23 protein-coding genes are annotated in these 23414 nt (G+C 60.9%); 7 read left to right on the top strand and 16 right to left on the bottom strand.

All coding sequences use genetic code 11. The features are described from left to right. Positions 1 to 101 precede the first annotated feature (101 nt). The 13 genes from VII69_12815 to VII69_12755 form a co-directional block, all read right to left on the bottom strand. A complete protein-coding gene (locus tag VII69_12815; GenBank protein HEY5095989.1) occupies positions 102 to 584 on the bottom strand; it encodes a MogA/MoaB family molybdenum cofactor biosynthesis protein in 483 nt (160 codons plus the stop codon). Continuing rightward, a complete protein-coding gene (gene moaC / locus VII69_12810) occupies positions 584 to 1066 on the bottom strand; it encodes a cyclic pyranopterin monophosphate synthase MoaC (protein ID HEY5095988.1) in 483 nt (160 codons plus the stop codon). The genes VII69_12815 and moaC overlap by 1 nt, the downstream gene beginning before the upstream one ends. Before the next feature lie 7 nt (positions 1067 to 1073). Continuing rightward, on the bottom strand, positions 1074 to 2036 hold the full coding sequence (locus tag VII69_12805; GenBank protein HEY5095987.1) for an undecaprenyl-diphosphate phosphatase: 963 nt from the start codon (positions 2034 to 2036) through the stop codon (positions 1074 to 1076). 203 nt (positions 2037 to 2239) lie between these two features. Continuing rightward, on the bottom strand, positions 2240 to 2944 hold the full coding sequence (locus VII69_12800; GenBank protein HEY5095986.1) for an energy transducer TonB: 705 nt from the start codon (positions 2942 to 2944) through the stop codon (positions 2240 to 2242). A 239-nt stretch (positions 2945 to 3183) separates the two neighbouring features. Next, a complete protein-coding gene (locus VII69_12795; protein HEY5095985.1) occupies positions 3184 to 3927 on the bottom strand; it encodes an energy transducer TonB in 744 nt (247 codons plus the stop codon). 24 nt (positions 3928 to 3951) lie between these two features. Beyond that, positions 3952 to 4380 carry a biopolymer transporter ExbD gene (locus VII69_12790; protein ID HEY5095984.1) on the bottom strand — a complete coding sequence of 143 codons (429 nt, stop codon included), beginning with the start codon at positions 4378 to 4380 and terminating at the stop codon, positions 3952 to 3954. Between the two features lie 15 nt (positions 4381 to 4395). Beyond that, positions 4396 to 4833 carry a biopolymer transporter ExbD gene (locus tag VII69_12785; GenBank protein HEY5095983.1) on the bottom strand — a complete coding sequence of 146 codons (438 nt, stop codon included), beginning with the start codon at positions 4831 to 4833 and terminating at the stop codon, positions 4396 to 4398. A 58-nt stretch (positions 4834 to 4891) separates the two neighbouring features. After that, positions 4892 to 5629: a MotA/TolQ/ExbB proton channel family protein gene (locus VII69_12780; GenBank protein HEY5095982.1), complete on the bottom strand. Its 738-nt coding sequence runs from the start codon at positions 5627 to 5629 to the stop codon at positions 4892 to 4894. Positions 5630 to 5850: 221 nt separating this feature from the next. Beyond that, positions 5851 to 7479: a TonB family protein gene (locus VII69_12775; protein HEY5095981.1), complete on the bottom strand. Its 1629-nt coding sequence runs from the start codon at positions 7477 to 7479 to the stop codon at positions 5851 to 5853. A gap of 102 nt (positions 7480 to 7581) precedes the next feature. After that, complete coding sequence (locus VII69_12770) at positions 7582 to 8457, bottom strand: prephenate dehydrogenase/arogenate dehydrogenase family protein (protein ID HEY5095980.1); 876 nt, start codon at positions 8455 to 8457, stop codon at positions 7582 to 7584. Next, a complete protein-coding gene (gene aroF, locus VII69_12765; GenBank protein ID HEY5095979.1) occupies positions 8438 to 9484 on the bottom strand; it encodes a 3-deoxy-7-phosphoheptulonate synthase in 1047 nt (348 codons plus the stop codon). The genes VII69_12770 and aroF overlap by 20 nt, the downstream gene beginning before the upstream one ends. A 15-nt stretch (positions 9485 to 9499) precedes the next feature. Further along, positions 9500 to 9865, bottom strand: a complete 366-nt coding sequence (gene aroH, locus VII69_12760) for a chorismate mutase (protein HEY5095978.1) — start codon at positions 9863 to 9865, stop codon at positions 9500 to 9502. Positions 9866 to 9882: 17 nt separating this feature from the next. After that, on the bottom strand, positions 9883 to 10575 hold the full coding sequence (locus tag VII69_12755; protein HEY5095977.1) for a pseudouridine synthase: 693 nt from the start codon (positions 10573 to 10575) through the stop codon (positions 9883 to 9885). Positions 10576 to 10915: 340 nt separating this feature from the next. Here VII69_12755 and VII69_12750 point away from each other — a divergent pair, with 340 nt between their 5' ends. Next, positions 10916 to 11746 (top strand): hypothetical protein, encoded by an 831-nt coding sequence (locus VII69_12750; GenBank protein HEY5095976.1) that lies wholly within the window; start codon positions 10916 to 10918, stop codon positions 11744 to 11746. Further along, a complete protein-coding gene (locus VII69_12745; protein ID HEY5095975.1) occupies positions 11721 to 12344 on the top strand; it encodes a hypothetical protein in 624 nt (207 codons plus the stop codon). Before VII69_12750 ends, VII69_12745 begins: the two co-directional genes overlap by 26 nt. Before the next feature lie 153 nt (positions 12345 to 12497). Here VII69_12745 and VII69_12740 read toward each other — a convergent pair whose 3' ends face one another. Further along, complete coding sequence (locus VII69_12740; protein ID HEY5095974.1) at positions 12498 to 12965, bottom strand: hypothetical protein; 468 nt, start codon at positions 12963 to 12965, stop codon at positions 12498 to 12500. Between the two features lie 172 nt (positions 12966 to 13137). Here VII69_12740 and VII69_12735 point away from each other — a divergent pair, with 172 nt between their 5' ends. Next, complete coding sequence (locus tag VII69_12735; GenBank protein ID HEY5095973.1) at positions 13138 to 14838, top strand: hypothetical protein; 1701 nt, start codon at positions 13138 to 13140, stop codon at positions 14836 to 14838. 70 nt (positions 14839 to 14908) lie between these two features. Here VII69_12735 and rho read toward each other — a convergent pair whose 3' ends face one another. Then, positions 14909 to 16279, bottom strand: a complete 1371-nt coding sequence (rho, locus tag VII69_12730; protein HEY5095972.1) for a transcription termination factor Rho — start codon at positions 16277 to 16279, stop codon at positions 14909 to 14911. Between rho and VII69_12725 the strand changes: the two genes are divergently transcribed. Then, the gene (locus tag VII69_12725; GenBank protein HEY5095971.1) at positions 16280 to 17032 is read left to right on the top strand and encodes a hypothetical protein; all 753 of its coding nucleotides are present in this window, start codon (positions 16280 to 16282) and stop codon (positions 17030 to 17032) included. A 225-nt stretch (positions 17033 to 17257) separates the two neighbouring features. Here the strand turns inward: VII69_12725 and VII69_12720 are convergent, their stop codons facing one another. Further along, positions 17258 to 17998: a DNA-3-methyladenine glycosylase gene (locus VII69_12720; protein HEY5095970.1), complete on the bottom strand. Its 741-nt coding sequence runs from the start codon at positions 17996 to 17998 to the stop codon at positions 17258 to 17260. Positions 17999 to 18016: 18 nt separating this feature from the next. Here VII69_12720 and VII69_12715 point away from each other — a divergent pair, with 18 nt between their 5' ends. From VII69_12715 to VII69_12705, 3 genes are all read left to right on the top strand, one after another. After that, positions 18017 to 19009 (top strand): hypothetical protein, encoded by a 993-nt coding sequence (locus tag VII69_12715; protein HEY5095969.1) that lies wholly within the window; start codon positions 18017 to 18019, stop codon positions 19007 to 19009. A 144-nt stretch (positions 19010 to 19153) separates the two neighbouring features. Continuing rightward, on the top strand, positions 19154 to 22189 hold the full coding sequence (locus VII69_12710; protein HEY5095968.1) for a TonB-dependent receptor: 3036 nt from the start codon (positions 19154 to 19156) through the stop codon (positions 22187 to 22189). Positions 22190 to 22283: 94 nt separating this feature from the next. Next, on the top strand, positions 22284 to 23213 hold the full coding sequence (locus VII69_12705; GenBank protein HEY5095967.1) for a hypothetical protein: 930 nt from the start codon (positions 22284 to 22286) through the stop codon (positions 23211 to 23213). Positions 23214 to 23414: the final 201 nt, after the last annotated feature.

Genomic DNA, 23414 nt, shown 5'->3' with positions numbered 1-23414 from the left:
CGCATCCGGTCGAGCCGGCCCGGATAGCGTCTCGATAAGCTTTCGTTCGTCGCCGCCTGCAGCAGGCGTTTTGCGTCGCTGAAATCCATGCGCGTTGCGTCCTACCGGGCGTGCTCACCAACGTCCCCGCGCAGCAGACCGACCGCATGCGCCAGCTGGCCCGCGATGACTGCCAGCGTTTCGCGGACGGCCTTCGGACTTCCCGGCAGGTTGACCACGAGCGTTCTGCCGCGCACCGCGGCGGTTGCGCGCGATAGCATCGCGCTCGGAACAGTTGCGATGCTCGCAGCGCGCATCGCTTCGGCGATGCCAGGCACGGCGTAGTCCGCGATATCCGCGGTGGCCTGCGGGGTGACGTCGCGCGGGCTCAAGCCCGTGCCCCCAGACGTGAGGACGACGTCGGCCATGTCTTCGTCGCACCACAGTGCGAGGCGAATCGCGATCGCTTCCCGGTCGTCAGGCATTATTTCTTCAGCCACAATGGTCGCGCCGGCGGGTACGCCCGCGCGCATCACCGGCAAACAGGCATCGGGGCGCTCGCCGGCCGCGGCTTTGTCGGAAAGCACGAGGAGTGCGACGCGCATCAACGGCGCCATCGGCCGCTCGCGCCGCCGGCTTTCTCGCGCAGCCGCACGTGTTCGATGGTGATCCCGCGGTCCATCGCCTTGCACATGTCGTAGATGGTCAGCGCGGCGATCGCGGCCCCCACAAGCGCCTCCATCTCGACGCCGGTCTGGCCGAAGCACGATGCGCTGCACGAGATGCGCACGCTGTCGCGACCAGAAAATCCGATCCTGACGTCGATGTCGTTCAACGCGAGCGGATGGCAGAGCGGAATGAGTCCGGAAGTGCGCTTTGCCGCCATGATGCCGGCAACGCGGGCCGCAGCAAGCGCGTCGCCTTTTTTCAGCGCGCCGGCTTTGAGCGCGCGGCGCGCAGCCGGCGCCATCCGCACCACCGCTTCGGCGGTCGCGGTCCGAGCCGTGCTCGCTTTTGCGCTCGTGTCGACCATCTGCAAGGTACCGTCCGCGCGCACGTGCGTCAGTTTGGCATTCCGTGCGCGCATCGCAGGTTTACGCGCCGTGCCGGACACCGATCACACCCAACATGAAGAGACCGAACGCCCAGCAGTAGACGGCGAACGGCGTCAACTTATGGTCGCTCACGTACTTCATGAAAAACCTGATCGCGATGAGGCCGCTGATGAATGCGACGATGGTGCCGATCGCGATCACGACATGCGGTTCCGGCGCAGCGGCTAGATTTGCGATTCCGTGCAGCGATTCGCCGTGAGTGTCGACGGTCTTGTGCCCGAGAATCCGCGGCAGTTCGAAAATGGCGGCACCGAGAATCGCGGGGCCTGCGAGCAAGAACGAATAGCGCGACGCCTCTTCACGCGACAAGCCGGCGAGCATACCTCCGCAGATGGAGAAACCGGATCGCGAGCCGCCTGGAATGATGCCCGCGACCTGGCTCAGCCCCACCCAAAACGCTTTGAGTATAGAGAGCGAAGCCGCGCCTTCATATTCGCGCTTTGGCTTCGCGGGATCGGGGAACCACATGCGATCGCCTGTGACGTCGGGCCGGACCGCCGGCCGGGCAATCACAGAATCGATCCGGCGGCGCTGCAGAACTTCCGTGACGAAGAGCACGACGCCGGTCAGCAACAAGAAGATTGCCGCAACGGCCGGCATGGCGAAGAGCGGATCGATGTACGGAGAGAGCACTTTCCCGGCTATCGCAAGTGGAATGAATCCGACCACGACGAGCAGCCCGAGCCGCTGTTCGGGCTCCGCCCATTTGGTTCGCATGCCGGAAAAAAACCCTACCGTTATCGTGGCGAAGTCTTTCCAGAAGTAGACGAGAACGGCGAGAAACGTTCCGAGGTGGAGCATGACGACGAATGGGAGGCTTGGAAAATCCCAATGAAAGAGGTATGAGAGCAACACCGTGTGCGCGGCGCTCGAGACTGGGAATAGCTCGGCTATTCCTTGGATGATGCCGAGCATGATTGCATGTATGATTTGGTTGATCAAGAGGCCCTTCTCCGTGACACGTCTGCGGACCCCACAGGGCCCGCTAGTGCGCGAATAATACGCCTGCTTGTTTCGGTTTTAGTGCGGCACTCGACCTCCGGCACAGGTCCCAAACTCGCTAGGACTTCAGCGGATGAACCTCAAGTGAATGTGCTCGGGCTCTCTCGTCGATTCGCAATTCCTAGCGCGCGCGTCGGAAGTGATCACTCATCCAGTCTGAACTCATAGACTATTAGGTATTGTTGTTCGACTGCCACTCCGCCCACGTAATACGACGTATAGCTGCTCGCGCGCGCGGCCTTGAGCGCGGCCTCATCGAGATGCGCATTGCCCGATGTTGTGGACACCGATGCGGAGAGCACGTTTCCGTCCGGCCCGATCGTGACGAGAACGACGACCGTCCCTTCGATCCGCGCTTGGATCTCGTACAGCGGGTATTCGAGCGGCGCTTTGTATTTGAATGTGCTATCTCGAATCACGACCGGTCCGCTCGGTGTGGACGTCGCTACCGGTGCGGCACTCGGCACCACCGGCGGCGCGCTCGGTTCGACGACGCCGGGAGTCGGCTGCACATCCGGCGGCTCCGTCGGGCCGACTGTGCGATTTGGGCGCACCACGATGTTCGGCGGGTGAACGGCTGGCACGCGCGGCTGCGTCACCTTCGGCGGCGGCGGGGGCGTTGGTGTGGCATGCGGGGTCGGCGTCGGCTTGGGAGTGCGTCTCGCCGACGGCAACAGATAGAACGGTGGCGGCGACGGGGTCGGCTCGACGGTGAAGCGCGGCACGAAGCTATAGCCCATGCTTCCCGCCATCAAGTGGACGACGCACGAGAACGCGACGAAGCCCACCGAAAACATCGCGAGCGAATATTTCTCGCGTTTAGAAAACAGCGGCGGCGGTGTGTTCATAGTGAACGTCTGTCGCGCACGCGCTGCGCAAAGTTCACGCCAGGTAATTTGTGCAGGAGGGCAAGCATCGCTTGCCCATTCGTTTTTGGTGACCGAAAAATGGGTGAGCGCTGCTCACCCTCCTACAATAAGAAAAAGACGGGGCAAGCGTTGCTTGCCCTAGTACGAGCTTGCCCTCCTACATAAGAAGAGGGCCGACCATTGAGGTCGGCCCCTACAGCGCGAATTTGGTTCGCGGATCAGCTGTCGAGTTTGAACTCGTAGACGATCTTGTACTGTTGCTCGACGGCCTTGCCGTTCAACATGAACGGATGATACCGGCTAGCGCGCGCGGCCTTGAGTGCGGCTCCGTCGAGCAACGCGTTGCCCGACGATTCCGCGATGGTGGCCGCCGTGAGAGATCCATCGACACCGATCGTGACCAAGACGACCGCGGTTCCCTGAATGCCTTGATCCTTCGCGATGTCCGGATAATCGAGTGGCGCTTGGTATGCAAACGTCGCATCGGTGGCGGTGATCGGTCCTTGGGGTGGCGCTTCGGTGGGCGCGGCCGTTGGTTCGGCGGTGGGCACGGCGGTGGGAACGCCCTGTGCATTTCCGACCGGAGGCGGAGTGTATGCAGATTCGGCCGGTCCGCCGGTGGTGGTGTCGTTGACCTGCTTCACGACATTTAATTTGATGTGCACCGGCGCCGGCGTGTTCTTCGGCGGCGGCGGCGTGGGCGTGGGCGGCGGCGTGGGCGTGGGCTTAGGCGTGGGTTTCGGAGTGTGCAGCATGGTCTGCACGGTCACGATCTGCGGCGGCGGCGTGGATTCCACTTTGAACTTCGGGAACAGCGTCTCCGTAGCGCCACCGACGACGAAGTGCAAGACCACCGAAAACGTTATGAAGGCGGCCGACAAAAGGTAGAGCGAATATCGTTCGCGTTTGGTGAAAAGCGGGGGAACCGTTCCTTTGGCGACAGCTGGCCCGCTGGGCGACATCGACACCTGGGGTGATCCTTTCGCTCAGTTACTGTTGCTGTCGGGCGCGCCGATGATCTTGTTGGCGAGACCGAATTTCGTGAAGCCCGCCGCTTTTGCATCGGCCATGAGCGTGAGCACGGTGCCGTATTTCGCTGTGGGCGCCGCTTTGATGATGATGTCCCCTTGGGACGAAACCTGGAACTGGTAGAAGAGATCTTTCATCTTCGCGAGCAGTTCCGCTTTCGGAATGGTCTCGGCGCCGACTTGCACCTCATCCTTAGGATTGACGATCACCACGAGCGGTGACTGATTCACTTTGAGCTTGTTCTTCACTTGCGGCACGGGAGGCGGCTTGAGCAATGACGTGAGGATCATGAAGATGATGAGCAACACGAGAAGCACGTCGGTGAACGGCGTGATGTTGATGGTGGACATGACGTCTTCTTCGGGGCCGGATCCAATGAGAGACATAGTGCGCTCCCTTCCCTACTCGGTCACAAAGCCGACGTCGTCATCTTTTGCTTCGCGCGCGGCATCGAGGATCTTGATGATCGTGTTGTAGCTCGCATCGGTGTCTGCCGTGAGGGCGATGTGGTCGGTGTAGTTCTGGCTTGCGTGCGCGCGGTGATAGGCGACGGTGGAGGCCATGTCGTCGTACAGCCTGGCATCGCTCGTCCGCCGCCCGTCGATATACACGACGTTGTGCGCGTTCACCAGCACCTCGATGGAATGTATCTGATCCTTAGGATCATGCGTGGGCGGCACTTTGCTGTTCTTCGGCAGCTCTTTTTGGAAACCGGGAGGCGCCGCGAGCGCGGCCAAAATCATGAAGATGATCAGGAGTACGAGCAGCACGTCCGTGAAGGGCGTGATGTTGATCTCCGCCATGACTTCGGTATCTTGCTTCGCTGATGTCAGACCCATATTGCGCCTCTTGCTGACGATTCAGTGGCCCGGAACGGCCGCTCTAACGCGATCTTCTCTACGTCGTGCCGGGGCCAGCCGGTTTGGGCGCCGGTGCCGGTGTGGAATTCGGACGCGGCGCCGAGCCAGGAGGCCGGTAAAGCTCGGTGGGAATGGGCGCGCCGGAGTTGTGGAAGTGCAGCATTTCGGCGAGCTTGTTCGCGGAGACGATCATCTCCTGATTGTATGCCTTGATGCGCGACTTGAAGTAGTTGAAGAAGATCACGGCGATGACGGCGACCAACAGGCCGGCCGCGGTCGTGATGAGGGCTTCCGACACGCCGGCCGCGACGACGGCGGGAGTGGAGTTGCCTTTGATAGCGATGTCTTGGAATGCTCTGATGATGCCGAGCACCGTTCCGAACAGACCGACGAACGGCGCGATGACGGCCACGGTGCCGATGATCGCTAGGTTCGCTTCGAGGGTGTTGAGCTGTTCGAGCAACGCGATGGAGAGAGCGTCGGAAATATCGGCGCGGCTTTTCTCATGGCGGTAGAGGCCGAACTGTAGGATTTTCGGCAACATGCCGCGCTCGCGGTCGCAAACGGAGATGGCGCCTTTCATGTCGTCCTTTGACACGCGGTCACCGATGTCGCGCAGGAGTTGGCTCGGGTTCGAGTGCTGCTTCGAAAAGAAGAACAGCCGCTCGAAGACGACGCCGACCGAAAGAATCGACAACACGAGCAGCCCCCACATCGCGGGGCCGCCTCTGTTCAGGAAGTCTAAGAATGAGGTAAGCGGATTGGATGCGTCCATTTGAAACTCGTACCCCTTATGCCTAGATGGCGTGCCGCGGCGGCGTTTTTGGCCGATGCGCGCGAAGCGCAAATACACAGACGGCGGACGGATGGCCCGCCCGTTTTGTGCCGCCCCGTTTTAAACGCCTTTTCATAGGTTTCCTACCGCGCCGCACGGCGATTAGAATAGTTAGTGCGCAGGTCCCGGAACCACCGTGCGGCGCGCTTCAATTTCATCGATCAGCCTGGACCACTTGCGCGGTTGTTAATGTCGCTGTGATCCGCGCCGGGTAGATCGGTGCCATTGATCTGTTTGTAATAATTCAAGACGTTTGTGATATTCGCCGTATCGTTTTTTGCCTTGAAAATCGTGTACGCCTTGCGTAGCGCGTCGTTGGCCAGGTCCTTTTTGTGTTGGTCTGCAAGCGCGATACCATATGACTCCCATGCATTGCCGTTGTTGGGATCGGCGTCAGTGGCGGCCTTGCTGTACTTTTCCGCATCCGAAGAGTAGTCGTTCTTCGTGCTGCTTGCGTTCAATAGAATATTGGCGATCACGGTATTGTAAAACGAAGCGTTCGCCGGCGTTGCTTTGATGGCGTCGCTGAGCCCGGCATCGATCTGAGCCGTCTGCCCTTGTGCGGCGGCTAGCTTGGCTAGGCCCAGTTTGGCATCGCCGCTCGAGGGACTCAGCTTGACCGCCGCGTCGTAGGACGACTTGGCGTCCGCCCAGTCCTTCGTATTGAGGTATACGTCGCCGAGCTCGACGTCCCACGCCGGCTCGTTTGGTTGGATGAGGATCAGTTGCTTGAGTGGCCCCATCGCCGCACTGTAGTTGTTTTTGCCCATGTAGAAGCTTGATAGCGCTTGATACGGGAACGGACTGTGCGGGGCAATGGCTTCGGCCTGCATGATCGACGCGATTCCGGCGGTCTCGTCGCCGAGCGTGAGCTGCGCGTTGCCGATCTCCGCGAGAAGACGCGCGGAAATCTCAGACTGTTTCCCGTTATCCGCAGCTTTCGCAGCCATTAGATCGTCCAGCGCTTGTTTGGTTTGCCCTAAGGTGATTTCGGTCTCGCCGACAAGCATGCGGTAGATGAACTGTTTGGAGTCGAGCTGTGCCGCCTTCTGTGCGTAGGGCTGAGCGCCCGCGCTATCCTGCGCGGCTTGAAGTGCGAATGCATACCGGAAGTACGCTTGGGCCGCGAGAGCATTATCGATCTTCGGATCCAGCGCCAGCGCCTTGTCGTAGGCCTGGGCAGCGAGCTTCAACTTCGAAGTGTCTTTGTTGTTGTCGCCGTCGTTGTAATATGCCAAGCCTAGTCGGGAAAAGACCTTGGCGCTCGACGGCGTGGCTCGCGTGCCGTCCAAAAGAGTGGCTTCGGCGTGCGCGTAGTCGTTCTGATTGAGAAAGAGATTCGCGAGCTGCAGCCGGGAGTCGACATCGGTGGGATGCGCCGTGACCTTCGATTGGAGGTCCGAGGACCCGCCGACATTTTCTTCGACGCCGGTGAGGTCGAATTTATAGCTCACGTCGTAAAACGCGGTGACCGGCGCATTCCCGCGCGTGGCCGGCGTGTAGGTCGATGCCTTACACGCGGCGAGCACGGCGGCATCGAGATCTTTGTGTCCCGAGGACTTGAAGATCGTGAAGGTTTTCGGGACCCCGTTCGAGCCCACGAGCACCTTGATCTTCACTTCGCCAACCTCATGCGCGGCTCGCGCCGTGTCGGGGTAGAGCGGCTTGACCTGGTGGTTAAATTTCGGAGGGTAGTAGTAGGAAGGGTCAGCGCCGGCCGGTGCTGCGGCTTGGGCGAGCAACGCGGCGCTACCCAAGAACGCCGCGAAGGCGAGCTGTATTTGACGCATGTGTCTCCTTAAACTCAAGACATGGTGCGCGGAGCAAGGTCCGCGGTTACCGGTATCTTCAGGAACGGATATGAGCGTAAATCGTCGCGCCCCCGTTCGCGGTCAGCGCGGATTTACCCGCCGACGTTCGCGACCGGCCGCCGAAAAGAGCCTCCCAAGCACGCGCCAATCCCTTCGCTGCAGCGCGGCTTGTATGACGCTTACCCGTTTACTCATTGCACGAATCGACCTCAAGACATTGGCGCGGTTGGCGGACAATGCGGGCTTCCACATCGCGAACCCCGATTCTGCCAACCGGGTCGCATCTCGATAGCCTGGTCCCGCGAGGCGGCGCTCGATGGCGGCTCCGCTGTCGCCCGAAGCCAGTGCAACGGCGATCGAGGCGAGCTGCGGCAGTGCGCTTAAAGCTGCCATGGCGCGATCGTGGTCCCGCGGCGCTATCCGAAGCGGCACCGCACCAAGCTTCCTGACAAAGCGAGCCGCCGCCTCATAAGCCTGCGTCCGCGAAGTCTGCGGCGGAGCATAGAGAGCGAAGGCCCGCCGCGCGAAAAGTTTTGCGTCAGCCGCTGCAGGTCCAGAATGTTCGCTGCCGGCGATGGGGTGCCCGGCGACGAAGCACACATCGCGTCTTCTCGCGAGCAGCGCTGCAGCGCGCTTCGAAACGGGTTCCTTCACACCGGCCACGTCGATGACGAGCGTGCCGGGGCGCGCGAATTCGAACACTTGCCGCAGATGCGCGAGCGTCGCATCGAGCGGCGCGGCGAGCACGACGATGTCGGAGGATGCAACCGCATCCTGAAGGCTCGCGGCGATGCGCGAGATGGCACGACGTTTTTGGGCACCGCGCAGAGCGCGCGCGCTCACATCCCAGCCTGTGACGCTGAATCCCCGGCCGCGAGCCGCGAGCCCGATCGATGCGCCGATCAAACCGGTTCCGATGAGCGCGAGCGACTCGGGCTTATACCGCCGCCGCGGCATCCGACGCCACCGGCCGTCCGATTGCGCTTGCGACGGGCCGCACGGCGTCCATCATCGCAGCGAATTTGTTGAACGTGAGCGACTCGAAGCCGTCTTTAAGCGCATCGCTGGGCTTCGGATGCACTTCGATGATCAGACCGTCCGCGCCGGCGGCGACCGCTGCGCGCGCCATGGGCGTCACTAGATCCCATTTGCCGGTCGCGTGGCTTGGGTCCACCACGACGGGCAAGTGGCTCAGTTGTTTCACGAGCGGCACCGCGGAGAGGTCGAGTGTGTTGCGCGTGGTGGTTTCAAACGTGCGGATGCCTCGCTCACACATGATGACGTCGTGGTTGCCGCCGGCGTAGATGTACTCGGCTGCGAGGAGCCATTCTTCGATGGTGGCCGAGAGTCCGCGCTTGAGCATGACCGGTTTGCGCGACTTCGCCACTTCCTTGAGCAATTGAAAATTCTGCATGTTGCGCGCGCCGATCTGCAAGATGTCGGCGTGCGCCTCCACGGATGCGACGTCGCGTGGGTCGAGCACTTCGGTGATGATGGGAAGGCCCGTGAGAGCCCGCGCTTCGGACAGTATCTCTAATCCTTCCTTACCCATGCCTTGGAACGAGTAAGGTGAAGTGCTCGGCTTGAATGCGCCGCCGCGCAAGAGCGTGGCGCCGCAAGCTTGCACCCATTTCGCCGTCTCGATCAGCATGTCGCGTCCTTCGACGGTGCACGGTCCGGCCATCACGTGCACGAGTCCGCCGCCGATCTCCGCTCCGTTCGCTAGCTTGACAATCGTGTCTGCGTGGGCGCCTTCGCGGCTGACGAGCTTGAACGACTTGCTGATCGGCATGACGCGCTCGACGCCGGCCAAGCTCCCAAGCTGGGCCGCGAGCGTATCTTTGTTCTCGCGCACGCCGAGCACACCGATGATGAGACGTTCCGCGCCCTGCGACACGTTGACGTCGAAACCCATCGCCTTGATCTTTTCGACGACGGTCCGTGCTTCTTCGGCGCTTGCTCCGCGCTTGATGACGACGATCATAATTGATGCATTGTCCTACGAGACTCTTAAGTCCGGTCGCAGTGCCGCTGCGCCGCCCAGATAGATGTGCTTAATGTCGGTTTGCGCCACGTCGGTGTTCACGAGCATCAGCACCCGGATGCATGCCGGCAGACCACCCGGAACGACCATCTCGTGGCTGCACAGGAGCGGCACTTGCGTCCAGCCTTTCGCCCGTGCGGCTTCGGCTGGGTACGCCGCATTGAGGTCGGCGCTCGTGGTGAAAAACACTGCCGCGACCGACTCGGGTTCTAGCCCGTTAGCCTGCACGATTTCAGCGAGCAATGTGCTCGTCGCGTCGAGGATCGCGGCGCGCTCGTTGGCAGCCGCGGTGACGGCTCCACGGATTCCCCGAACTATCATGCGCGTTTGTGTTTGCTTTAGTGAGTGCGGCGACCTATCTGCAGCTTGTCCAACGCGGACCGCTCTGCGCTCGTGAGCGCGCGAAATTTGCCCGATTTCAAGCCGTTCAGCGAGATCGGACCAAATGAAATTCGCGTGAGCGCGACAACGCGAAGACCTTCGTTCGCGCACATCCGGCGCACTTGGCGGTTTTTGCCTTCGTGCAAGACGATATCGATCGAAAATGTTCCGTTCGGATTGCGCCGAGCCGAGCCGCCGGAAAGCCGGTTCAGACTCGCCACGGAAGGCTCGGAGGAAACGGTTGCCCGATATCGTTTTTCGACGCCATGCGAAGGGTGCGCGAGCGTCTGTGCAAGCGCACCGTCCGACGTGCAGAGCAGCACGCCCGTCGTATCCGCGTCGAGACGACCGACGGGGAATAGCCGGCGGCCCTTCGGCATGAGATCGGCCACGGTCGGCCGGCCTCGATCGTCGCTCATCGTTGTGACGACGCCGGCGGGTTTGTTCAAGACGAGCGTCACGTGCGGCGTGGGCGGCACCGTTAGGCGTTTGTTTGCCATGCGGATGTCGTCGCTATCCGGGTCGACGATAGTGCCGGGTTCCGCTCGCTTGCCGTTGACGAGCACAGCGCCGCCGGCGATCAACTCGTCGGCCTTGCGGCGCGACGCGACTCCCGCATCGGCTAAGAACTTATTGATGCGGATCGGCATACGACCTCATTCGGTAGGAGGACAACTGTACTAGGGCAAGCATCGCTTGCCCGATTCGATTTGTAGGGGCCGACTTTTATGGTCGGCCCCGCTTGCCCGTTTCGAATGCGATGCCGACAATCACTGCGCGAACCGCGAATCTCATCGTTTACTTTGTATCACAAAGTAATTAGGTCGTCAAGCCGTGGGCACGCGGTTCTATTCTATGGCAAGCGGCACGCCCCGTATGACATCTACCCAACCCCCGTGAAGGAGCCCTACGCAACGCGGCGCCATGACCGCTCACCGCGCGGAAGTGCCCATCTCACCGGCCGGGTAGTAGGAGTGGAGAAAACCAACGATGAGGCCGCTCGAAGCGCTGTTGCTCATCATCACTTTGGCCGCGCTCCTTGCGTTCGCGGTGCGTCGGTTCCGTGCCGTACGCCGCACCCGCTTTCTACCGACCGCGGCCCTGCTGGCGCTCAGCGCACAGGTGTTGTTGGAGGGCGCGCGCTGGCAGATGGCAACGGCCTACGCCGTCAGCGTCTTGCTGTTTCTAATCTCTCTGCTCCGGCAAAGTGGCCCGGGAGAAAGCGTTGAGCCCGGGCGCCTGCGACGCCTCGGAAGAGGTCTCGCCATCGGGCTCGGCGCGGTAGCGCTTGCGCTCGCTGCCTTCTTGGCGCTCACGTTCCCGGTGTTCAATTTCCCCCAGCCACACGGGCCTTACCAGATCGGCACCTTGACCTACGACTGGGTGGACGCCGGCCGGCCGGAGATTTTCAGGGCCGATCCAAGCGATCGGCGCGAGCTGATGGTGCAAGTCTGGTATCCAGTGCAGGGCAGCAAATCTACGAAACGGGCGCCGTATGTCAACGACGGCTACGCGCTCGCGCCGTTGGCGCGACTGCTGCACCTTCCCGGGTTCATTTTCCAGTACCTGAAGTACATCAAAACAAACGCCATTCCGGGCGCGTCCGTGGCGCCTGGGACGGCCACCTACCCGGTACTGGTGTTTTCGCACGGCCGCGGAGGTTTTCGTCAGCACAACACGGCGCAGGTCGAAGAGCTGGTCTCGCACGGCTACATCGTCGCTGCCATAGACCATACCTACGCCGCCGCCGGCGTGGTCTTTCCCGACGGGCGTCTAGCGAGTCTCCGACGTCCGCATGCTCGATCGCAAGTCCGAGGATAGCTTCATCCCGTATCTGGCGCAGGACGTCAGCTTCACATTGGATCGGCTCGCCGCGTTGAACCGGTCCGACCCTAACGGCATCCTGACGGGGCGGCTGGACCTGCAACGAACCGGTATGTTCGGGTTGTCGTTGGGCGGGGAGATCACCGCAGAGGCTTGCCGCCTGGATCCGCGCTTGAAAGCCTGCCTGATTATGGATGTTTGGATGCCGGCCGAAGTGGTCAAGGCAGGCTTGCGACAGCCGACGATGTGGATTACCCGCGACGCCGCGACAATGCGGCTCGAGGGTTGGTCCCAGGCAGTCACCGACGAAAGCCTGGGCACTATGCGTAGTGTTTTCGAAGGGCTGCCCGGAGATGGCTACTTCGTGCGGGTGCCCGGGATGTTCCACGAGGATTTTTCCGACGCACCATTGCTTTCTCCGTTAACACGCTGGCTAGGCATCAGTGGTCCGATGGACGCGCAGCGAGGCCACGCTATCGTCTGCGCCTATGAACTTGCCTTTTTTGACCGGCATCTCAAGGGCATGACCGCGCCACTGCTCGATGGGCCGTCCGCGGAATTTCCGGAAGTGCTATTTGAGACCCGTCGGCATTGACGCCCGCATAAAACCTAAGCCACGATCGCGACGATCTCACTCGGCCCAGCCGCCGGGATCTCGCGTGAGCCCCTTCGTTCGTTATGTAAGAGGTCGCGCATTGCTTGCCCCGTATTTTTTGGGCGAGCGATGCTCGCCCTAGTACGGCTCGCCCTACAGGGGAACTGCGATGCGACCATATGCCGCGCCGTCAAAAATATCGCCCATCATGAATCCATTCCAATAATGCAGCATCGGATGCGCGGCGGTGATGGGAAGTTCAAAAGTGAGCTCGTATGAGGCCGAAGAACCGGCGGCGACGGGCGGCCGGTCGGACGCGACCGATGGTCCGGATTTCAGGGCTTGATAACGCCGGCCCGTGGAATCGCTGACGTATGCCGTGTCGTCGGACCATCGATAGTCGACCACCTTTGCTTGGTTGTCCACTCTGACGGTCACGTTGTACGACACCGTGTCGCCCGCCCGATGCCTTTCTACATTTGTAACCGTGTACAAGAAGTCGTCCTGTCGAACGGGTTCGCCAACCGCGACGACATCGTACGGCAGCGAGCGAACGCATGCCGCGCCGATCACGATGACGAGAACGATGATCAGCGCGACGCGTATTATAGAATTCATCATTAACTTTGTATCACAAAGTTAATGATTCGTCAAGCGATCGCCGCGCGGATGGCTCCAATTGCGATGTGGGTCTTTCGTCTCAAGCTATTCGCAGTTGGCAAAACGAAACCAATCGCAAGGACTAAGAGCGCCTTCGCGCTCCGGAGATCCTTTCTCGGAGGAGCGAACTAGAATGACGAGACTCCAGGTTTTCGCGCGCGCCACTTTCGGCATCGCGTTCGTTGCATTGTTCATCGTCGCGCCGTCCGGCGCACACGCAGCGATCAGTCGCGGATCTGCTTCCAATATTGTCAGCGCCCATCCGGCGATCGCGCCCATCGTCACGTTTCATCGCGTCGACATGCGGACGGCACCTGCATCGATCTACATGCCACTGCGTCACGCTCCCGGTCTCATGCCGGAGATGATGGGCATGGACGTCCACAAGTGGGAGTCGCTGAAACACGCGGCCGCACACAATCCATTCGCACCGGTGAATGCGCGGCCGATGGTCGACGAGCTGGATCTCACGCCCTTCACGCCGAGCAAGGCCGTCAAATTCCCCGGCATGGCCGACTCTGCGTCGACGTGCCCGTACTTCGGCGGATGCGAACCGCCCGACATGGCCGTCGCGGCTTCGCCGTCGTGGGTCGTGCAAGCGGTGAACACCTCGGTCGCGGTTTATAATTCTAACGGTCATCTCCAATCCGGCTGGCCGAAGAACGTGCAGACATTCATGGGCGTGCCAAATCCGGGATCTTGCGACACGAACGGGCCGTTCTTAAGCGATCCGCGCGCTCTGTACGATCCGGCCGACGGCCGCTTCTGGGTGACGTTCCTCCAAGTCGAAGGCGCGTTCGGCCTCAACAGCTGCCCCTTACAGACGCTCTATTGGACCGCGGTCAGCCAGACCAGCAATCCTAACGGCGCGTGGAATGTCTACGCGTTCAACATGGCGTTCGGCGCGACCAACGCTGCGGACTACACGCAAGTGGGGCTCGACAACCAAGCGTTCTACTTCGGCGGGAACATGTTCAACCAAGGCGGCTCCGCCTATGAATACGATGAGGTATTCGCCGCGAACAAATCCGCGATGGAATCGGGCAGCGCCACAACGCCCAAGGGTTTGAAGCAGATCAAGGTCGGATCGACGTTTATCGACACGTTGCAGCCGGTCATGGTGGAAGCAAACGGGGGCTCGTATCCCGCTGCCGGGCTGTTCATCGATTCGTTCAACATGGAGTCCAACTGCTTTAGCGCCTGTTCCGGCGTGAACGTATTCGCGATGGCGAATCCGCTCACCAGTCCGTCGCTGACAGAGTTCACCGTGCCGACCACAACGTACTCGGTGCCGCCGGATGCAGACGAACCAGGCTGCTCGCAATGCGTCGAAACTCTCGACACGCGCATGACCGGCACGCCCGTCTACGCGAACGGAATGATTTCGTTCGCGCTTGACACCGGCGTGACTTCGGGTTCGAATACGATTCCCGGCATCTTCTGGGGTCAAGCTGCGCCCACGTTGTCCGGCACGACAATCACCGGTGGCACGATCGTACAGAGTGGAATCGTCTCGTACACGGGCGACCGCGACGCGTCGTTCGGAGCGATGATGCCGGACAAAAACAACGACCTATTCATGGTCTACGACACGATGAGCAGCACGCTCGATCCCGGCGCGCTGTACGTCGCCCGCAAACCGAGTCATCCGCTTGGCTCGTTTGGAGCGTCGAAGCCGCTCGTCAACGGAACCGCGGCCACACCCGACTACCGTTGGGGTGATTACGAAGCGATGAGCTACGAGGGCGCGAGCACCAATCGCGTGTGGATGGCGTCCGAGTTCGGATCATCCGCAAGTGACTGGAGCACGTTCATCGCGTCAACACATTTCTAACGCATAAGAATCGCACATGAAGAAAGGGCCGCGATCACTCGCGGCCCCTTTTTCATAGTAGTCGGGAAATCTACCGGTCTCCGTCGCCCGCCATCGACATGGCTTCCTTGGTGACGGATTTCAGGAAGTCTTCGTTGCCGTCGGTGCGCCGGAAGCGCTCGAGCACCAGCTCGGTCATCTCTTGCGTGCCGAGCACCGCGGTGGCGCGCCTCAACATGACGACCTTGCGAAGCTCGATTTCGGTCAAGAGCAGCTCTTCGTGCCGCGTGCCCGAACGTTTGATGTCGACGGCCGGGAAGATGCGGCTGTCGGCGAGCTTGCGCACGAGGTTGATCTCCATGTTGCCCGTGCCTTTGAACTCTTCGAAGATCACATCGTCCATCTTCGATCCGGTCTCGATGAGCGCGGTGGCGATGATGGTGAGCGAGCCGCCGTTTTCGATGTTGCGCGCCGCGCCGAAGAAACGCTTCGGCCGGTGCAGGGCGCTCGTATCCAAACCGCCGGAGAGCGTGCGGCCGGTGGTGGGCATGACCTGATTCCAGGCGCGCGCCAAGCGAGTGATGGAGTCGAGCAGAATGACGACGTCGTGGCCGAGCTCGACCAATCGTTTGCAGCGTTCGAGCGTGAGCTCCGCGACGCTTGTATGCGAGTCGGGATGCTCGTCGAACGTGGATGAGACGACCTCGCCGTCGATGGAGCGGCGCATGTCGGTGACTTCTTCGGGGCGTTCGTCCACGAGCAGCGCGAAGAGATCGATGTCCGGGTGATTAGATGCGATCGCATTCGCGATCTTCTTCAATAGTGTGGTCTTGCCGGCTTTAGGCGGCGAGACGATGAGTCCGCGTTGACCCTTGCCGATGGGGCAGAACAGATCGAAGACCCGTCCGCACATCTCGAGCGACGACGTCTCCATCTTGAGACGGCTGTCTGGATAGATGGGGATGAGCTTGTCGAAATTCGCGCGGCCGCGGATGGCTTCGGGGTCTTGTCCGTTGACGGCTTCGACTTTGAGGATGCCCTGATATTTCTCGTTGTCCTTGGGCTCGCGGATCTGACCCGCCACAAGATCGCCGGTGCGCAATTCAAAGCGGCGGATCTGCGATTGCGAGATGTAGACGTCGTGCGGACCGGGCCGCATGTTCTCGCGGCGAAGAAATCCGTAGCCTTCCTGGAGCATGTCGAGCACGCCGATCGCGAAATGCAGACCTGCGGCTTTGGCTTGGGCTTCAAGGATGGGAAAGATGATCTCGCGCTTTTTGATGCGCGCGATGTCTTTGATCTCGAGCAGCTTCGCGTACTCGAGCAACTCGGTGCGGGTCTTTTCTTCGAGTTGCCGGACGGAGAGCAGTTCGTGGACGTTGCCTTCTTGATCGGTGAACGTTCGCGGCTGATTGTCGTAGCGTTCTTGCTGCTGCCTATTCGGCTGGAACGCTCTTTGCATTTGGCCGACCATCCGGCCGCCGCCGCGATCGATGCGTTCACGGTCGCGATCAAAGCGTCCGTTGTTGCCGCGGTCTTGGCGCTCAAACCGCTGGCCGCGATCGTGGCGCTCGGTCCGGTCGAACCGCTCGAAGCGTTCGGGGCGTTCAAATCTTTCGGGCCGCTCGCCGCGTTCTATGACGCGTTCCGGCACTCTATCTTGGCCGCGGTCGGGTCCTCTGTCTTGACTGCGATCCGGCAAACGATCGGGGCCGCGATCCTGGCTTCGGTCGGGTCCGCGTTCTTGGCCGCGATCCGGTGCTCGGTCGGGTCCGCGATCTTGGCCTCTATCCTGGCTTCGATCCGGTCCGCGATCAAATCGTTCCGCGCGCTCGTGACCGCGCTCGACTCGCTCATACCGTTCGGGGCGGTCGTCGCGAAGGATTCGTTCGTCTCGATCGCCGCGCTCGGCGCGTTCGGGCCGCTCGACTCGCGGCTGGCGTTCCGATCGATCGGTACGTTCGGGGCGTTCTGCGCGATCGACAGTTTCACTTCGATCGGGCGGATCCAATCGCTCGGCTCGTTGAACACGTTCGTCCTGCGCATCGCTGGCGTCGACGCGGTCAGCGTCGATGTGCACAACGGAGTCGTCGGGATCCGCAGAAGCCGCGGCGCGAATGCGGCCGCGTGGCTGGCGAGCGCTGCGCGCCGGCTTCGGGTTGATTTCTATATCGGTATCTTCTTGCACGTCAATTTTCTTGTTCGGCTTATATAGGTGCGATGGGGGTGTGAGTGGGGTCGGCCGCAATCGGGCCGAAATCCGCGGCGCGACTTGCGCGCACGTGACAAATCAAATAAGTGTCGCTGTCGACGCCATACATATGAATTTAAGTTAGGAGGTGGAAGCGGTTGAACTCCGTTTAGGGTTCACGCTATCGGTAACTATAACACAGCACGCCGATGCCGTCAACGGACGAGACCCTACTCGTCCACCATGATGTTATCGGCTTTTATCGTCCAATACTGTAGCATTTGAGCGAAATGGAGAGACGCTCTTGCTCGTTAGGTCGACGAAGCGCAAAGGCCACGTCGAGGCCGCACGAATTCCGATGCGATGGCTTGCGCCGATCGGCGGTGCGACATCCGCAAGGTCTAATCGCAAAGCGCCCGATCGTAGATCGACTCCATCGCATGCGTGATCGATGCCGAAGGCACGGCAAAGATTACCTGGGCCGCTAGCGAGGGCGGCATCGGGCGTGCCGACGCGACGCCGGCGGCGCATCGCCGCAAGACCGCGCACGGGTTCGAGTGCCCGGATCAAGACTGCGCCGCCGATGCCTGCCGGTTCGGTGGTGACGTTGAAGCAGTGGTGATTGCCGTAGATGAAATAAACGTAGGCGTAGCCGGCCCTGCCGAAGATGGCGCTGTTGCGGGGCGTCGGACCGCGATAGCCGTGGCAAGCAGGGTCGACGAGCGGTAAGTACGCTTCCGTCTCCACAATCCGGCCGACGAGCACTTCGCCCGCGTCTGGTTCGTCAGGCGGTATGATCCGCACGAGCGACGCACCGATCAACTCGCGCGCCACGGCGACGGTCGGCAGCGCGAACACGTGCTTCCATCTCGCCGCTTCGGTTGCCGATAGGACCGTAAGCCCTTTACGCGCGCGGCCGTTCGCGCGATTATTGTTCGTACTCAATCCGACCGCGACGTTCGACGACATCGAAGCCGCGGCTTTTCGCACTGCCTGGAGGTTCCTGCCATGCGCTTGCGCGGTCTCACCGTCATCGAAACCGTCTTCAGCGTTGCGATTCTGGCACTGCTCATCTTTGTCGTGGGCGACGCTGTGTCGCACACGCTGCGCGCCGGCTCTATGCACGTCGGACGCGCAAGCGAGATCCGCAGCGCATCGGGCATGGAAGCACGGTTGAACGAGGAGGCGCGCAGCTCCACATCGGTCTTCGTTCCGCCGATCGACGTGGTCGGCGAAGACAACTCGTCCACGAACGCGCACGAGGTCGACTTCTTCCGCAGAGCTTCCGACGGCAGCGACACCTATGTCGCGTATCGCTTCGATCGCGGCTCGGGAACCGTCACGCGCTACGACTATGCGTTGATCGGCAACGCGCCGCAGACCACCCACGCCGATCTCTCAGCCGCCGGCATCGCCTCCTTTTTCCCGCAACAAGTCGACGTCAGTGCTACCGGCGACGTCGTCGGCGCCGAATCAATCACGCCGGTTTCGGTCTACTACGGATCGCTGCGCAATGCGGGAGGCAACGGGGTCGTATTGCTCGACATCACGACCTCGGCTGAGGGAGGAGCGCCTGCCGAATCAAGCTCCATCCATCTCGCGGCGAAGTCTGCGCCCACCGACCTCGCGGAGCTCGTCTCCGGGTCGTCGCCTCCGCCGAAAGGTCCGGTTGTCGTAGCTTTCATGATCGTACCCAAGCTCATGAAAGGGCCGTGGCACGGCGGCGGGGGTGGAGATGGAGACCCCAACCCGATCCACACCGGCGCTATGCCCGGCACCTCCGCATTTATAGGAGGCGAGGGCGGACCCGTAAATTGGTTTGAGGTGAGCCAGGTGGAGCCCGTTCTGGAAAGCGGTCTATACCGGTACACTGATAGTGATGGAAATCGCATCACCCTCACGATCTCCTGCGACGGCAATCCGTGCCCTCAATTCGTGCCAGTCCCGCAACAGATTCCGGGTGCTCCGAAGGGCTTACTTGTTTTCAGGACAGCCCAGTAGCATTCACAGGACCGCGTGGTCGCGAGGCGAATTGTACGGTTGCCGCACGTGTTCACAGTTGCGAACTCGGCGGTATTCACCCATTCCAGCGAGGAGCGGCCTTAGAACTTCAATCGCAGCTAATCGCTGATAAGGAGTCAGAGAATGCCCAAGTCAATGACGCGGGCGCTTCTGGCGTTGCTCATATTTGTCGGTCTTGCGTTCGGCCAGGGAACAGGGGTTCTGGCAGGAACAACAGGCGGCATCCAAGGCACCGTCACCAGCGCGACCGGCAGTCCGGTTGCTAATGTCCAAGTTTCGGCAGTTGCACCGTCATACTCGAATAAGACGGTCACCGGCTCGAACGGTTTCTATGCACTCGCCAGTCTGCCACCCGATACATACACAGTCACATTCACTGCCACCGGGTTTACTCCGGTTTCGGTGTTCGGGATCACGGTCAACCAGGATCAGACCGTTGCACTCAACCACACGTTGACCACCGAGGTCAAGACGCTCGGCAAGCAGACGGTCCGCGGCACCACGTCGTTGGTGCAGCCAAAGACCACGGTGAACCAATACACGGTCACCAGCCAGAGCATTCAAAACATCACCGGCACGCCGCAGAATATCTCCGAAACCGCCGTGCTCAACACGCTGCCCGGCATTACCACCGACAGCGCGGGATATCCAGTGATTCGCGCCGGCGCAGAAAATGAAGAAGGCTACGAGTTGGAAGGCATCGACGCCACCGACCCGTTGACCGGACAATTCATCAACAGCTTGTCGCTAGTGGGCGATTCACGAATCGTGGTTTCCACCGGCGGCTACGACGTCAGCAACGGCAACACCAACGCCGGCGTCATCAACTCGGTGATCAAGCGCGGTGCCTATCCGGGCGCCGGCCAGTCCACCGCAAGAATGAACTTCCAGAACTTCGACCATCGCCTTGCGGGCGAGTGGGGAAGCGCCACGCCGGACAATCGGTTTAGCTACTTCATGGCGTTCAATTCGATCCGAGACTATCGCGTCTACGGTGACCGCACCACGTTCTTGCCGCGCTTAGTCGGCGCCGTCGGCGACGAAACTGGCAACCAGGACGTGATGAACCTCTTCTACCGCTGGGGCGAGAACAACGCAAACGAGATTCAGTATTTCGGCGAAACGGGCGCCAGCCTGTTCAACGAGAACAATCTCATCAACTCCGCCACCACGCCGTACGCCTCGAACAACGGTGAAGTCCTTGCATCGCTCGGCCCCGACATTGTCGCAGCGACGCAGCTCTTCCCCGGGCAAGTCGGGCTGAATCAATTCACCGATTACGCCGACCACGAAAACAACCAGCACAGCATACAAAAGCTTAATTTCCGGCGCACGCTCACCGCGTCCAGCTACGCCGAGCTGCGCTTCACCCGCACCGACGAAGCCGACAACTTCATCCTTCCGTGGGATGGCGGCGCATTCGGCGACGAATTCGAGCACAACTACAGTGCGAACTCGGGCATTGGGTTCGATTACGAAAACCAGCTTTCGAGCAAACACCAAATCGCCTTTGGTGCCGAGACGATCTTCACCAAGTCCGCGTACGACCTTGGCTTGCCAAGCGAGTCGGCGTTCATCTTCGGAAACGAACTCTGCTACGTCACCCCGATCAACATCGCGTTCGGGTGCCCGTCGAATGAGCAATTCCTCGGGAAGATGCCCGCGCTCACGTTGCTCGTGAACGACCCGCTGCATCGCAGTGATCTGTGGGTCAAAGACGATTGGTCGCCCAGCGACAAGATCCAAGCCACCATCGGCGTGCGTTACGACCAAGAGATCCTCGACATTCCCGCAAACGCTGCGCGGTACAACTACTCGTTCACCACGAGTCCGGTCACGGGCGCCGTCACCCAGCTTCCGGGCCCGGCGATCACATCCGACGTGACGCATCCGAAGCAGGTCAGCCCGCGCTTCGCACTGTCATATAAGCTGGACGACAACAACGTCCTGCGCTTCTCGTACGGCAAGAACATCGAGTTCACGCCGTTCACCAACGTGGAAGCGAAGTCGGCGATAAGCCCGTCGATGGCGCAGTGCAACATCGCCAGCGGCTGCTTCCAACCGCTCCTGGGCGGACCGGGCAATCTCGTGCCTGGTCAGACGAGCCCGAGCAACAACATCACCAATCTGTATCAACAGGCCATCGGCGACTACAACAGCAACTTCTTCGCACAGTACACGCCGGTGAAGCCGCAGCGCGCCACCAACTACGATCTTAGCTTCACGCACGAATTCCCGAACAACTTCGAGCTGCGGATCACGCCGTACTACCGTAAAGGCGTCGACTACGTAGTGGCAAATACGCCGCTGCTGTTCACGCTGCCGGATGGAACGTCGATCTTCGGCTCGCCGCGCGAGCAAAACGCGGGCGTCAACCAAAACACGGGCGTTGAGCTGGCCCTTCAGAAGAATGCGTCATTCGGTCTGTCGGGAACATTCAGCTTCACGTACGACAACACGCTCGCCAACTACAACAGCGACTTCTTTCCGTCCACGAACAACGCCGCGTTGGCGCTGAACCACTTCTTCCACGTGTCCTATGTGGCGCCGATCGTCGCAACGCTGAACCTCGCTATGGACACGCGCAACGGCTGGCACTTCTCGGCGCTCATGCCGTTCGAGTCTGGCTACCGCTACGGCGTCGGCAAGAAGACGTTCATCTTCCAGCCGATCGGTCCGAACGGTGGAGAAAAACCGGTTGAAGTGCTCAACACCGACCTCGCGGAGATCGCGCTTGGCGCCAACCAGTTCACGAGCGCGTACTACTTCACCGATCCGTCCAACCCGGGAACGATCCTGCATCCTAACATCACAGGATCGCGCGGCACGGACGACGGCAACGATCCGGGCACGCTCATAGGCCCGCCGCGCTTCTTCCTCAACAACGTGACGGTCGCGCACGACGTCGGCCACGGGCCGACGGGCATGCAAGTCGGTATAGTTGGCACGAATCTGCTCGGCAACTACACCAACACCGTGGTCGGCGGCAACTCGCGCTACCGCAACAACGGCCTGGGCGGTTTCGGCCCGACGTCGGGAACGAACCTCGTGCTCCCGCTGTTCGAGCCATACCAGTTCCCGCGCAGCCCAAATCCATACGAAAACGAGCCAACAGGACCAGCACGCCTGTATACGCTTTTCGTGAGCATCAAGTATTAGAAAAGCGCAATATCCGGACGGCGGCAACGCCGTCCGGACTTAACACCGTCGATCTGAAAGGCAAGTATTTCGCAATATGAAAGGACACAAAACGATGCGCAAAATCAGCGCAGGTTTGATCGCGCTGGTCGGCGTCGGAGTGATGGCAGGCTGCACGACGAACAACACGGTTGGTAATCCAAAGTTCACAACGAATGCCAAACTGCAACTCGCAGTCGGCACGCTTAACGACGCATTCGGTACGCTGACCAGCGTTTCCGGAGTGTATTTGAATGCCGTATCGACATTTCGGAATCAGTTCGGGCAGTCGGCCTTTATAAACCCCGGAGTTCCAACATTCGCCCTACCAGGTGGCGGCAGTGCATCTGTCTGCGGGCTGTTCAGCTACGGCCAGAATCCTCGCACGATGATCAATCCGTTCATCGTCAATCCCGCCGCGCCAGGTCCGATCGGACTCCTCGCACCGGCATTTGGAGAACCCCCATCATTCAATCCGGGAAACGCTAACGGCATCGGGTATGCGCTCGGCTATCTGGTGTACCTCGACTCAACATGCACGCTCTATGTCTTGCCACCGGCGCCGACGGCTGGTGCATACACTCTTAGCACCACCGTCGCGGTCAACGGAAGGCACCCGACTTTTTCGGCAACTGCAACGCTAGGTGCAACACCGACAATTCTGCCTGCTGAGACCATACCCGTATACGCGCCGGGTCCTGCGGGCAGCGGTGGCGGCACGTTTACGATTGTGAACCCGGCTGGCGTGACGGAGTCGTTAGTCTATATTGTCGACGAGAGTACAGGCGCCGACATCTCTGTCGAAGCGACCGGGACTTCCGCGGTGGTGCCGGCGGGCACGCTGACACCCGGTGATAGCTTCCAGGCGTTTGTTATAGGCTCCGACTATCCGTTGTTCGAATCGAGTCCGCCCGGCAACACCGCCCAAGCGCCGACCATCGTCGGTGCCGGCGGAACAGCGGATACCACCGTTTCCGACGCCACGGCGGTGTTCACCCAGCCCTAAACTGGCCGGTTCGCTAAATCACGGGGACCTCAATCGAGGTCCCCGTAGCTTTTTGTGCGGGCGCTGACCGGGAATCGCTCGACTGCGACGAATCGCCGTACCGGAGGAATACCGTGATCGGCGAAGACCGCCTCACTCGAAACCTAAAGCTCGTCGGCGTCATCTTAGGCTGCATCGCTCTTGCGGTCGTGGCGGGCCTGG

The organism is Candidatus Eremiobacteraceae bacterium (genome assembly GCA_036511855.1).
Taxonomy (GTDB): Bacteria; Vulcanimicrobiota; Vulcanimicrobiia; order Eremiobacterales; family Eremiobacteraceae; genus JABCYQ01.
Note: the sequence above shows the minus strand (reverse complement) of the source record. Positions and strands in the feature narration are given on the sequence as shown.